13 protein-coding genes are annotated in these 13,248 nt (G+C 41.8%); 5 read left to right on the forward strand and 8 right to left on the reverse strand.

Going from position 1 to position 13,248, the window contains the following annotated elements:
- Positions 1–93 precede the first annotated feature (93 nt).
- Together IGJ17_RS09140 and IGJ17_RS09145 are read left to right on the forward strand one after the other, a co-directional pair.
- A complete protein-coding gene (locus IGJ17_RS09140) occupies positions 94–2,247 on the forward strand; it encodes an amino acid ABC transporter substrate-binding protein/permease (RefSeq protein ID WP_196044288.1) in 2,154 nt (717 codons plus the stop codon).
- A 1-nt stretch (position 2,248) separates the two neighbouring features.
- Entirely contained in the window at positions 2,249–2,986 is a 738-nt protein-coding gene (locus tag IGJ17_RS09145; protein ID WP_005235668.1) for an amino acid ABC transporter ATP-binding protein, read from the forward strand.
- Positions 2,987–3,039: 53 nt separating this feature from the next.
- Here IGJ17_RS09145 and IGJ17_RS09150 read toward each other — a convergent pair whose 3' ends face one another.
- Positions 3,040–3,279 (reverse strand): hypothetical protein, encoded by a 240-nt coding sequence (locus tag IGJ17_RS09150; RefSeq protein ID WP_008382185.1) that lies wholly within the window; start codon positions 3,277–3,279, stop codon positions 3,040–3,042.
- Positions 3,280–3,669: 390 nt separating this feature from the next.
- Between IGJ17_RS09150 and IGJ17_RS09155 the strand changes: the two genes are divergently transcribed.
- The 3 genes from IGJ17_RS09155 to IGJ17_RS09165 all read left to right on the forward strand — a co-directional run bounded on the left by IGJ17_RS09155 (position 3,670) and on the right by IGJ17_RS09165 (position 5,073).
- The gene (locus tag IGJ17_RS09155; protein ID WP_429961277.1) at positions 3,670–4,212 is read left to right on the forward strand and encodes a hypothetical protein; all 543 of its coding nucleotides are present in this window, start codon (positions 3,670–3,672) and stop codon (positions 4,210–4,212) included.
- 158 nt (positions 4,213–4,370) lie between these two features.
- A complete protein-coding gene (locus tag IGJ17_RS09160; protein ID WP_429961278.1) occupies positions 4,371–4,661 on the forward strand; it encodes a hypothetical protein in 291 nt (96 codons plus the stop codon).
- Positions 4,654–5,073, forward strand: a complete 420-nt coding sequence (locus IGJ17_RS09165) for a hypothetical protein (RefSeq protein ID WP_429961279.1) — start codon at positions 4,654–4,656, stop codon at positions 5,071–5,073. The genes IGJ17_RS09160 and IGJ17_RS09165 overlap by 8 nt, the downstream gene beginning before the upstream one ends.
- 94 nt (positions 5,074–5,167) lie before the next feature.
- Here the strand turns inward: IGJ17_RS09165 and IGJ17_RS09170 are convergent, their stop codons facing one another.
- From IGJ17_RS09170 to dnaK, 7 genes are all read right to left on the reverse strand, one after another.
- Positions 5,168–5,623, reverse strand: a complete 456-nt coding sequence (locus IGJ17_RS09170) for an S-ribosylhomocysteine lyase (RefSeq protein WP_429961280.1) — start codon at positions 5,621–5,623, stop codon at positions 5,168–5,170.
- 12 nt (positions 5,624–5,635) lie between these two features.
- Positions 5,636–6,280: a class I SAM-dependent methyltransferase gene (locus IGJ17_RS09175; RefSeq protein ID WP_086316187.1), complete on the reverse strand. Its 645-nt coding sequence runs from the start codon at positions 6,278–6,280 to the stop codon at positions 5,636–5,638.
- A gap of 2 nt (positions 6,281–6,282) precedes the next feature.
- Complete coding sequence (locus IGJ17_RS09180; RefSeq protein ID WP_429961281.1) at positions 6,283–7,428, reverse strand: cystathionine gamma-synthase; 1,146 nt, start codon at positions 7,426–7,428, stop codon at positions 6,283–6,285.
- On the reverse strand, positions 7,418–8,383 hold the full coding sequence (locus tag IGJ17_RS09185; protein WP_086332419.1) for a PLP-dependent cysteine synthase family protein: 966 nt from the start codon (positions 8,381–8,383) through the stop codon (positions 7,418–7,420). The genes IGJ17_RS09180 and IGJ17_RS09185 overlap by 11 nt, the downstream gene beginning before the upstream one ends.
- 406 nt (positions 8,384–8,789) lie before the next feature.
- Positions 8,790–9,890: a glycerol dehydrogenase gene (locus IGJ17_RS09190; protein ID WP_008382170.1), complete on the reverse strand. Its 1,101-nt coding sequence runs from the start codon at positions 9,888–9,890 to the stop codon at positions 8,790–8,792.
- Between the two features lie 187 nt (positions 9,891–10,077).
- Complete coding sequence (dnaJ, locus tag IGJ17_RS09195; RefSeq protein WP_005235650.1) at positions 10,078–11,247, reverse strand: molecular chaperone DnaJ; 1,170 nt, start codon at positions 11,245–11,247, stop codon at positions 10,078–10,080.
- A gap of 126 nt (positions 11,248–11,373) precedes the next feature.
- Entirely contained in the window at positions 11,374–13,203 is a 1,830-nt protein-coding gene (gene dnaK, locus IGJ17_RS09200; RefSeq protein ID WP_005235649.1) for a molecular chaperone DnaK, read from the reverse strand.
- Positions 13,204–13,248 lie beyond the last annotated feature (45 nt).

The following is a 13,248-nucleotide window of genomic DNA, read 5'->3' on the forward strand; positions in this document are numbered from 1 at the left end:
CGATTTTGTCATATTTTTAAAGAGAAAGACTTGTGTGTTGAAGAAAAAATCCATATAATCTATAAATACGTTATATCTAAAGGGGGAATTTTCTTGAAAAGAAAACACATGTCCTTCGCTTTAATCGCGCTGATTATCAGCATTTTTACGCTCTCAGTAAAGTCAGCAAGTGCGGAGGAAACTACGTATAAGATAGGAACAGATTTAACATTTGCTCCTTTCGAATTCCAAAATGAAAATAATGAATACGTTGGGATCGATATAGATTTATTAAATGCGATCGCAGAAGATCAAGGTTTTGCAGTTGATTTACGTCCTTTAGGTTTTGACGCCTCCATTCAAGGCGTGCAATCAAATCAGTTAGATGGCATGATCGCTGGGATGAGTATCACAGAGGAACGTAAAGAAACCTTTGATTTCTCTGATCCTTATTTCGATAGTGGGATTCAAATGGCAGTAGCTGCTGACAATGACAGTATTACTAGCTACGAGGATCTTGAAGGCGAAACGGTCGGTGCAAAGGTTGGTACCGAAAGTGCCCGCTTTCTAGAAAGCAATAAAGACCAATATGGCTACGACATCAAATTATATGATGACGCTACTGGACTATATGGCGCTGTACGCAATGGTACTGTGGCAGCCGCTTTTGATGATTATCCAGTGCTTGGCTATGCTATCAACAATGGCGAACCAATGAAGCTTGTCGGCGAACCTGAAAAAGGCGCTTCTTACGGATTTGCCGTCAGAAAAGGCCAAAATCAAGAACTCCTTGAAAAATTCAACGCTGGTTTAGCCAATATGAAAGCTTCCGGCAAATACGACGAAATCGTCAATACTTACATCACAACGTCTGATACAGATGCAGGCACTAGTGAAATGGTGAAAGTCGAACCAAAGAAAGATGTTTACCGAATTGCCAGTGACTCAGCCTTCGCTCCATTTGAATTCCAAAATGAAGACAATGAGTACGTAGGGATCGATGTTGATTTAATGAACCGGGCGGCAGAATTGCAAGGGTTCAACATCGAATTCAATTTCATCGGTTTTTCCGGAGCTTTGCAAGCGTTGGATGGTAACCAAGCAGATGGGATGATCGCTGGGATGACAATCACTGATGAGCGTCGTCAATCCTATGACTTTTCTGATTCTTACTTTGAAAGTGGTATTCAGATTGCTGTAAAAGAAGGCAATGATTCCATCAAATCCTATGAAGATTTAGATGGAAAAACCGTCGGTGCAAAAGTTGGGACAGAAAGTGCAGACTTCTTGATCGCCAACGAAGAGAAATATGGCTATTCGATCAAATATTATGATGCTGCCGATCAATTATATGCGGCTGTTAACGGCGGACAAATTGATGCCATGATGGATGATTATCCAGTGATTGGTTATGCCATCAGCCAAGGACAAAAACTAGTGACACCGATTGAAAAAGAATCTGGTGGTCAGTACGGTTTTGCGGTGAAAAAAGGCCAAAATCCTGAACTGATCCAAATGTTCAATGAAGCATTGAAAGAAATGAAACGGACTGGGGAGTACGATCAAATCATCAATAAATACATTGAAGATGGCTCTGCCACAGAAAAACGAGTGGATGAATCAACGATCACTGGTTTGATCAGCAACAACTATAACGTCTTGTTAAAAGGATTATGGAATACCCTTTTACTAGCATTGATTTCTTTTGCCTTAGCATTAGTGATCGGAATCATTTTTGGACTATTTAGTGTTGCTCCAATCAAAGCATTGCGGGTTTTTGCAGGGATCTATGTTGACATCATTCGTGGTATTCCTATGATGGTATTGGCTTTCTTCATCTTCTTCGGCCTCTCCGATGCGATTGGTATCACGATTCCGGACTTTGCTGCTGGGGTCATTACATTGACCTTAAATGCCAGTGCCTATATCGCTGAGATCGTCCGTGGTGGGATCAACGCGGTGCCAAAAGGTCAGATGGAAGCCTCTCGTAGTTTGGGGATGACCTACACTCGGACAATGCAGAAAATCATTTTACCGCAAGCGATCAAAATCATGATTCCATCTTTCGTTAACCAATTCGTTATCTCGTTGAAAGATACAACGATCATCTCGGTTATTGGAGTCGTAGAATTATTGCAAACTGGGAAAATCATCGTTGCACGAACCACACAAAGTACCTATGTCTACTTGATCATCGCGATTATTTACTTAGTCGTGATCACAGCTTTAACGAAACTTGCAAAAGTTTTAGAAAAGAAGGTGAAATAGCATGAAAGAAAAAATCTTAGTTGAAAATCTTGTAAAAAAATACGGCGACAATACCGTATTGAACAATATCAATGTTTCAATCGCTGAAGGAGAAGTCGTTTGTGTGATCGGCCCTTCAGGATCTGGGAAATCGACGTTCTTACGCTGTTTGAACCGCTTAGAAGAACCAACCAGCGGCGATATTATCGTTGACGGCGCACATCTGATGGATAAAAACACCAATATCAATGCTGTTCGTCAACATATCGGCATGGTGTTTCAGCATTTCAATCTCTTCCCTCACTTGTCGGTTTTAGAAAATATTATTTTAGCTCCAATGGATCTAAAAAATGCTTCTCGGCAAGAAGCGGAACAAAACGCGATTCGTTTATTAGAGACGGTGGGTTTGGCAGATAAAAAAGACATGTACCCGGACAATCTGTCTGGAGGACAAAAACAACGGGTGGCAATCGCTAGAGCCTTAGCAATGAATCCCGATGTGATGTTGTTCGATGAACCAACCTCCGCCCTCGATCCAGAAATGGTTGGAGATGTACTCAATGTTATGAAGGATTTGGCAAAACAAGGAATGACCATGGTAATCGTTACTCATGAGATGGGCTTTGCCAAAGAAGTAGCAAACCGTGTGATGTTTATTGATGGCGGTAATTTCTTGGAAGACGGTACACCTGAGCAAATCTTTTCCAACCCTAAGCACGATCGTACGAAAGATTTCTTAGACAAAGTATTGAATATCTAAAAAAATCCTCTGCAACAGCTCTTTTCTCGGACTGTTGCAGAGGTCTTTTTTTTTTATTGATTTTTTCGTTTGGTTTCTTCTGAAATCCGCTTTTGATTTTCACCTAAAAATACTTTTGTATCGATAGGGTTGGCTTTGTTCGCCCCTCCGACGCCAGTATCAACCATCTTTCCCCAACCCTTCAATGGCTCTTTCCCTGCTGCACGAAGCTGCGCATTTTTTAAACGTAACGCTTGTTTTTTCGCTTCTTTTTTCGCTTGATGTTTTGCTTGCCACTGCTTTAAGATGCTCATCTTCATTCCCTCCTCTCCTTGTTATGAATCCTTACATAAATTCTTAGCAACCGGTATGCTGGTTCCTGTTGATCTGGTAAGAGTATACAGGGTTCACCTTTAAAATAGCAAATTTTTATTGAGTAGTTAAATCTATTATAACATTTCCTTTTCACCATCGTAAGCTGCAGATACTAATTTTACTAAAACCATGAAAGGACATTTGAAATCAAGTAGCCAGATCAGAAGCAACATGTTACACTTATTAAACAACACTCCCTCCAAACCAAAATAGGTATACAAACATTTTTCTTTTTTATTTTATAGCAAATGACGGGGTTTTCCTAATAAAAAGCCAACATTAAAATAACAAAGGAAGGCCAAGAAAATCATTTTGGAGGAACCTATCTTATGAAAACCATCATTTTATTTTTCCCACTAATGATACTCTCCCTCTTTCTCACTGGCTGTACCTTGATTGACGAAATCATGGATGACAACACCAAAAGCAGTTTTTCACCAGAAGCAACGTCGTCTTCTCAATCTTTGTCAGCTGATTCAGAAACCAGAGCTTCTTCTTCCAGAACTGAGAACCATGCATCAGAACCCGCATCAGAAACAACTCATTCTTCTGATGACGTTGCACAAACTCAGAGCAGTACCGAAACAGTTGCCCCTCAATTTTCGTATTGTGAACAATTGCAGATCGGGCTGCCGCGACGGTGGAATCGAAAAGTCAACAAAGACTTGCTCCATCAACTGCAAATAGGAATGTCTTGCGATCAAGTTCTTGAAATCATGGGTGGCCTTCCTTCTTGGCGACTAGCAGTCGTAGGTGTGGAATCCAATGCCTGGATCAATTCCGATGGTGAAGCAATCATTGTCACTCTTATTAACCGAACCGTTTCTGATGTGGCCTGGCATGATCAGTTTTCTGAATCAGAAATTGAGTAATCCATTAAGCGATCTCACATGACTGATATTGGTAAAACGCAGGATGAAATTCAATCACCACTTTTATCAGAAGTCATCTAAAAAACTTGGGAGTTGAAGGATCAAATGAAACTGAGTCGACTTAGAAAAAAATCCGGGAGCATAGCAGAAGAAGCCTCTTGCTTTCTTTGGGTATCAGTTGTTTTTTGCTTGGCGCTGCCCTCTTCTACAGCGAAAACCAGCCGGCAGCTGCCTACGAGCAGTTTTTAGAGATCGATTACTTAACTGCTTTACTGGAAGAAAGACCTTCCCCTGAGTCCATCAGCGATCTTGGCCTCGATCTCATCAAACGTAGTGATCGGGTAAACCAAGAGCGCAGTGCCATCAACCGAAAGCGGCGCCGCGAAAATGTGATCGTCACAGAAGAGACTAGAAAAGTTTTTTTCTCCCGATCAAGGAGCAATGGTTGATGAAGTAAGAAAAGTAACCACTCGCTTACCTGATTCAGCCATTGATTTGTTATCAATGATGGTTGATAGCAGCGCTCTCGAGACAAAAAGAGTGCCTTTAGGTTCACGGGACAAACTGTCCAAAATCAGCTTTGATTTTGACTTTGATGATTCTGGTAATGAAAGATTAGCGAAAATCACATTGGTTGATGTCCCAGAATTTTTCGGTATTGATTTCTCACAATTCGAGAAAGAGGCTGATGTTGAGGAGATCAAAGAGACATTGATCGTACAGTATGGTTTAGATGCTCACATCAGGGACGTTAGCGCCATTCGGAGACTTTTCTTTGTTCATGAAGGATTTGAGTTTTACATTAGTCATACCTACAATCCGAATGGAGTCGGCATCACCGTCCAAGCGGTAGAACCATAAACGAAAAATAGTTAATCCCCCTCTCTTTGCGGGATTAACAAAAAAAGCGTCCGCGAATACAAACGCAGGCACCTTTTTTCTACTTCTATTTTGTTTAGGCAAAAACGGTCGACCAATTGTCACGTTCATCAAGAAATTCTTGCGCTAATTTTTGCGCACCTTCTAAGGTATGGTTCGCCGCCCAACCGCATTGCACTTCATTGCTGGCAGGTACATCAGTTGCTTGCAAAACATCCTTCATGGTTTTTTCTAGGACTGTCAAAATCTCTTCATAATCGTCATGATTCAAGACAGTCAGATAGAAACCGGTTTGGCATCCCATGGGTGACCAATCCACGATACAATCTGCATGATTACGAATCAACTCTGCCGTCAAATGTTCTAAAGAATGCAGACTTGCCATATCCATATGTGCTTGGTTCGGCTGCTTCAAACGAACATCATATTTGATGATGGTATCATTTGTTCCTTGTTTTTTATCGGCAACCCGTACATAAGGTGCTTTGACTTTCGTATGATCCAAATTAAAGCTTTCAACATTCATTTTCATTGTACTTCTCTCCTACTCTTTTTGTGCTTCCACAAGCCAAACATACTCATTGATTTGCTTAAAACGACTGGTAAACCCATGTTGGCGAAAATATCGTTCGATATCCGCAGTAACTGGATAGTACTCCCGTTGCAAATCAGCGGCTAGTCGCTGGTGTCCAGCTTGCCGCGCTTCATCGATTAGCTCCATTTTTCGGGCTAGGGAAAGAAACATCGTATCCCCGAAAAGCACTTTCCCGCCTTTTGGCAGCATCGCCGCATATTTGCCGATTGCCCGTTGTTTTTCGTCCTCCGTAAGATGATGAAAAACATAGGTAGAAACGATCGTATCGATTACATCCGTGATTTCAGGAAAAATCTCCATATCACCATCTACAAAAGTCACTTTAGAAAGACTGGGTTTTGACTTGGCGATCCGCCGCATCTCTGGCGATGGCTCGATTGCCAGCACGTTTTTTCCTTGATCAAGCAGAGCTTGTGTTAGATTTCCAGTGCCACTACCAAATTCTACCACAGACCGCCCTGCCTTTTCAGCAATTTCAGCTAGTAACTGTTCATATTTGAAAAAAACCGCTCGATATTCTTCATCCTTACCTGCAACTGTTTCATCGTACTCAGCTGCCCAGTCAGAAAAAATTGGAATAAACTCTCTGCCCATCACTAGCTACCTGCCTTTTCAAACGCTTGTTCTAAATCCGCCAGAAGATCCTCACTGTCTTCGATGCCAACCGACAACCGAATCAGGCCATCTTTGATCCCTGATTGCTGGCGGATTTCTTTAGGGATTGAGGCATGAGTCATCACGGTTGGCACTTCAACCAAACTTTCCACCCCACCTAAACTTTCTGCTAAAGTAAAAATCTTTAATGATTCAACAAAGCCGGCTGTTTTCGTTTCATCGTTTAGTTCAAAAGATATCATACCGCTATACCCAGACATCTGTGATTTGGCGATCTCATAACCTTCATGGTCAATCAATCCTGGATAATAAACCTTTGCGACAGCTTGATGTGCTTGTAAGTAGTGGGCAATTTTCATCGCATTGTTTTGATGTGCTTTCATCCGCAAAGCAAGTGTTTTGATGCTTCGCTGGATCAACCAGCTATCATGAGGCCCCAATACACCGCCAATAGCGTTTTGTAAAAAGGCAATTCTTTCGGCGATTAGCGGCTCTTTGGCAACCGCTAATCCAGCTACTACATCACTGTGTCCACCGAGATACTTGGTAGCACTGTGAATCACAATATCTGCGCCTAATTGTAGCGGCTTTTGAAAATATGGCGTCGCAAAGGTATTATCCACGATCGTCAAGAGATCGTGCTGGGCAGCTAGTCTCGCAACCGATTTGATATCCGTGATTTTTAACAGCGGATTCGTCGGTGTTTCCAGAAAAATCGCTTTGGTCTCCGGAAGAATTGCTGTTTCAATAGCAACTAAATCATCGGTTTTGACAAGTGAATAAGTCAACCCGCTTTTTTCTAATACTTGATGAAGCAAACGAAATGTCCCACCATAAACGTCATCTCCTAAAATGACATGATCTCCTGTCTGAAAAAGCGTGAAGATCGCATGGGTGGCTGCTAATCCAGAGGCAAAAGCAAACCCTTGAGCGCCTTCTTCAAGATCCGCAATCAATTCTTCTAAGGCAAAACGAGTTGGGTTGCCTGAACGACTGTATTCATATTGCTTTGGCTGACCAAGAGCATTTTGCCGATAGGTAGATGTTTGGTAGATTGGCACACTGACTGCACCGGTGAGTTCGTCTTCGCTGATACCGCCGTGAATTACTTTTGTATTAAAATGCATTGTTTGTTCCTCCTATGAATGGTGTGATTGCTGATTGGCCAGCATAAATCTTTTTTGATAGATAGCGGTCGCCACCATCGGGAAAGACTGTGGCGATCGAGCTTCCGGTTGGTAATTCGAGGCTTTCTTTTACTGCTGCTGCCATCACGGCTCCACTTGAACTTCCAACAAGCAGACCATAGTTTCTTGCCAAGTAACGAGTAAAGGCAAAGCCTTCGGCATCACTTATCGTATAAATGTTATCAATAAGCAAATCGTCAAAAAATTGTGGAATGAACTCAACACCGATCCCTTCAATCTCGTGGCCATAGGCAGGACCGCCGTTCAAGATTGATCCTTCCGGTTCAACAACAGCAAGACGAGTGCTTGATTTTTGCTTCTTTAAGTACGTCGCGACACCCGCAAAAGTACCACCACTGCCAGCGCCTGCAACAAAGCTGTCAATTTTTCCATGTAATTCCTGATAGATCTCAGGCCCCAATGTTGCTTGATAGGCTGCAGGATTGTTCTGATTATGAAACTGCAATGGCATAAAACTATTCGGCTGTCCTTTTGCTAATTCCTTTGCTTTTTCGATTGCCCCTTGAATGCCAGCTTCCGTTGGTGTATGAACGATAGTTGCGCCTAATGCCTCAATCAATTGCTGCTTTTCAATGCTGAATTTCTCCGGAATAACAAAAATCATTTTTAGTCCATGCTCGATCCCGGCAATAGCTAAGCCAATCCCGGTATTTCCGGCTGTCGGTTCAATTACTGTTGTCTCATGATTGATTGTACGCTCTCGAAATGCCTCATCGATCAAGTACTTTCCTAAGCGGTCCTTAATGCTGCCACCAGGATTTAAATATTCAAGTTTCGCATAGATTTTACTTCCCTTTTTTCCGCCTAAAGCTGCGGCATCAAATTCAAAGAGCGGGGTATGCCCTATCAATTCTTTTACATTTTTAACGATCATCGTTTGACTCCTTATTCAGATTTTTAGGCAAAACTTGTAAGCTTCATATACCTATTTTGGCTTGCAATCATCAGCCGTCGCCATTGAAAGCGGTAAAAAAAAGCAAACAAAAAGGGGTACTGACTATTACATCAGTACCCCAAAAAAATGTCGTTTTATCCGGATAGAAGCGAATCACTAAAAAAATCAGCGATCTGCTGCGACAAAGGAACTAATAATAGGCATGACAAATGGGTATGCTGCTTTTTGCACCATACAACAACAACAGGTAGTTTGTGTGTTGAAGTTCGTCATGTCTTGTTCCCTCCTTTAATTTGCTTGTTATCAAAATAGCACGACTCTTTTTTTTTGTCAAATATTTTTTTTAATCAACAAGTATCGATCAATGAACGATTATAAAATAACATTAAAGAGGATAATAAGCAGTCACATAGGCATCCACGGCTTTGATCGCGGCTACAACATCTTCTGCGGATACCGTGAACGGCATATTGTGAATCGTCTCCCCTTCGATGGTTGCTTGTTTACCGACTTTCATAAGCTCTGCATCGCTAACATCAGAAAGATGCATTTCAGCTAATGTCGTTGGTAATTCCAACGCCTGATACAACTCAATATATTGGTCAATTTCATCAGGATCCGCGTTTTCCAGCATCAATTGTGTAAGTGTCCCGTAAGCAACTTTCTCCCCATGAGTCAAATCATGGACGTCTCCTTCAAGGGCTGTCAAGCCATTATGGATCGCATGAGCTGCTGCCAAACCAGCACTTTCAAAGCCTAAACCACTTAACAGAGTGTTGGCTTCCACGATTTGTTCAAAAGCTTCGGTAACGACTTGTTTTTTATTTGCTTGATAGGCTTTCAGTGCATTCTCAAAAAGAATCTCTTCGCATTTTTCAGCGATTGCCATGCCGGCAATTGGTTGAATACCACCCACCATATTCTTACTATGGCTTCGGGCAACGGCGCGTGCTTCGACATAGGTTGCTAGTGCATCCGCAATACCCGCTGCAAGTAATTTGGCAGGCGCTTTCGCAATAACGGCTGTATCCACTAAGACAAGTTCAGGGTTTTTGTTGTAAAAACGATATTTTTCAAAGCGACCTTCATCTGTATAAATAACAGAAAGTGCCGAAGTTGGTGCATCAGTAGAAGCGATCGTTGGCAAAACAGCAATCGGTATGTTTAATTCATCCGCAACAGCTTTCCCAGTATCGATGGCTTTCCCGCCACCTAATGCAGCAATTACTTCAATGGATTCGCTTTTGGCTTTAGAGACGATACGATCGATTTCATTTGCAGAAGCTTCTCCACCAAAAATTTCTTTTACCGGACCTAAATCAGCCGCTTTGAGATTTTCAAATAAATCTTCCCCGGCAATTTTCCAAACTGTTTCATCGGTCAAAAGTAGCACTTTCTTTCCTAGATCTTTAATGTGAGATAAACCATCCTTCAATACTCCTTTTCCTTGAACGTATCGTGACGGACTCGCAAATATTCTTTCCATTGTATCTCCTCCTTCAATTGGTCTACTTTTATTGTGACACACTAAGCAAGCGATTTCAAAGGAAAAGAAAAAAAGATGGCCAAGAAGATTCGATTCTCGCACATACTGCACATTTATAGCCATACAAACACTCATGCCCTTATAAAACTGATGGTTTTATAAGGGCATGAATTGGATTATTTACTTGTTATTTCTTTTTCCCACCAAAAGCATCTTTCATTTTATCAAAAAACCCTTCTGGTTGTTGTTCGGTGGTTTCATGACCACTAGCTTTTGCATAAGCCCGCAATGCTTCTTTTTGTTCCTCATTTAAGTTCTTAGGTGTGATCAGCTTCACTTTGACTTGTTGATCGCCATTGCCGCCTCCCCGTAAGCGAGGTGCTCCTTTACCGCGTAAGCGGAAGTTCGTACCTGTTTGGGTCCCAGCTGGGATTTTTAACTTCACATTCCCGTGAACGGTTGGCACATTGACCTCATCTCCTAAAGCTGCTTGGACAAAATTCAACGGCAACTCGTAATAAATCTCTGAACCGTCACGATCAAAAATATCACTTTCTTCCACACGGAAAACAACGTATAGGTCCCCATAAGGACCACCATTGGTTCCAGCTTCCCCTTGGCCAGATAAACGCATTTGTTGTCCATCTTCGACACCTGCAGGCACGTTGACTTTTACATTATGTTTTTTCTTTTCATGGCCAGTACCATGACAGGTTGTACATGGTTCTTTGATTTCTTTCCCAGTTCCATGACAAACATCACAGGTTTGACGGCTCATTACACGACCAAGCGGTGTTTGACGTTCAACATTGATAGTACCTGCACCATGACATTTATGACAGGTTTCTGGTGAAGTACCTGGTTTTGCCCCGTTCCCGCCGCAGGTATGACAGGTTTCTTCACGATTGTATTGAACAGTTTTTTCCACTCCGAAAATCGCTTCTTCAAAGGAAAGATCAACCGCATATTGCAAGTCTGCTCCTTGTCGAGGTGCATTAGGATTGGCTGCTCTGCCGCCTCCGCCACCAAAAAACGATTCGAAAATGTCTTCAAATCCACCAAAACCGCCACCGGAGAATCCGCCACTGTTAAAGCCGCCGAATCCGCCGCCATAACCGCCTCCGTAGTTCGGATCGGTACCAGCATGACCATACTGGTCATAAGCAGCTCTTTTTTGGGAATCACTTAATATTTCATAGGCCTCAGAAATCTCTTTAAACTTTGCTTCTGCATCAGGTTCTTTATTGATGTCTGGATGATATTGTTTTGAAAGCTTACGATAAGCTTTTTTGATTTCGTCATCCGAAGCCCCTTTTTGTAGACCTAAGACCTCATAATAATCTCTTTTGTCTGCCATTGGCTTCCCTCCACTCTATTCTTGCGTCTCTCGTATTTTAGCATATAATTCGCTCTAGAAAAATACGTTTCGCAAATTCATAAGAAAAAGCCAAAGCGGTGACTTTGGCTTTTTCACAAACAGCGATTATTTATCGTCACCGTCTACTTCTTCAAAGTCGGCGTCAACCACATCGTCTGCGCCGCCTTGTGCAGCTTCTGGATTTTCTTGTGCTTGTTGTTGTGCTGCTTGTTCGTATAATTTAACGGTTAAGTTTTGTACGATTTCATTCAAAGCATCACGTTTCGTTTTCATTTCTTCTAAGTTGTTTGCTTCAACCGCAGCTTTCAACTCATCACGAGCTTCTTCCGCTTTTTTGACTTCGTCTGCATCCACTTTGCCTTCAAGCTCTTTCAATGTTTTATCAACAGTGAACAACAATGCATCGACGTCATTGCGTAGATCAACTTCTTCTTTACGTTGTTTGTCAGCTTCAGCGTTTGCTTCAGCATCTTTTACCATGCGTTCGATTTCTTCATCTGATAAACCTGAAGATGATTTGATCGTGATTTTTTGTTCTTTTTGTGTACCTAAATCTTTTGCAGAAACATTAACGATCCCATTTTTATCGATATCAAATGTTACTTCGATTTGAGGGATGCCACGAGGTGCTGGTGGAATATCCGTCAATTGGAATCTTCCTAATGTTTTGTTATCAGCAGCCATTGGACGTTCCCCTTGCAAGACATGGATATCAACGGCTGGTTGATTGTCTGCTGCAGTTGAGAAGACTTGTGATTTACTTGTAGGGATAGTTGTGTTACGATCGATCAGTTTTGTGAAGACAGCACCCATCGTTTCGATACCTAATGATAATGGTGTAACATCTAGTAAGACAACATCTTTCACATCCCCAGTGATCACGCCACCTTGGATCGCAGCCCCCATCGCTACCACTTCATCTGGGTTTACTGATTTGTTTGGTTCTTTATTGGTTTCTTTACGTACAGCATCAACTACTGCCGGAATACGAGTTGAACCACCAACTAAGATCACTTCGTCGATTTCTGATTGTGATAGACCAGCATCTTTCAAAGCTTGACGTACTGGAATTTTTGTACGTTCTACTAAGTCTGCTGTTAATTCATCAAATTTCGCACGAGTCAAGGTCATTTCCAAGTGCAATGGACCAGCATCGCCAGCTGTGATAAACGGTAAGCTGATTTGTGTACTTGTTACACCTGACAAGTCTTTTTTCGCTTTTTCAGCAGCATCTTTCAAACGTTGCAAAGCCATTTTGTCTTTTCCAAGATCAATGCCGTTTTCTTTTTTGAATTCTGCTACCATGTGATCGATGATTTTGTTATCAAAGTCATCCCCACCTAGGTTGTTGTCCCCAGCAGTTGATAATACGTCAAAGACGCCATCACCTAATTCAAGGATCGATACGTCGAAAGTACCGCCACCTAAGTCAAAGACCAAGATTTTTTCATCTTTATCTGTTTTATCTAACCCATAAGCTAAAGCTGCGGCAGTTGGTTCATTGACGATCCGTTCTACTTCAAGACCGGCAATTTTACCAGCATCTTTGGTTGCTTGACGTTGTGCATCGTTGAAGTATGCAGGAACAGTGATGACTGCTTTTTCAACTTTTTCCCCTAAATAGTCTTCAGCAAATCCTTTGATGTATTGAAGAACCATTGCGGAAACTTCTTGTGGTGTATACGATTTGCCTTCAACTTCTACTTTGTATCCAGCTTCACCCATATGGCGTTTAATAGAAGAAATCGTATTAGGATTTGTCACTGCTTGGCGTTTTGCAACTTCCCCTACTTGGATCTCACCATTTTTGAATGAGACAACAGAAGGTGTGGTACGGTTTCCTTCTGGATTCGTAATGATTTTTGCTTCGCCGCCTTCAAGGACAGCAACAGCTGAGTTTGTTGTTCCTAAGTCGATACCGATAATTTTACTCATAAGTAATACACTCCCTTTTTTAATTTAAACATCTACTTATAGATA

Origin of the sequence: Enterococcus sp. DIV1096b (assembly GCF_050498765.1) — a bacterium.
Classification (GTDB): Bacteria; Bacillota; Bacilli; order Lactobacillales; family Enterococcaceae; genus Enterococcus_D; species Enterococcus_D entomosocium.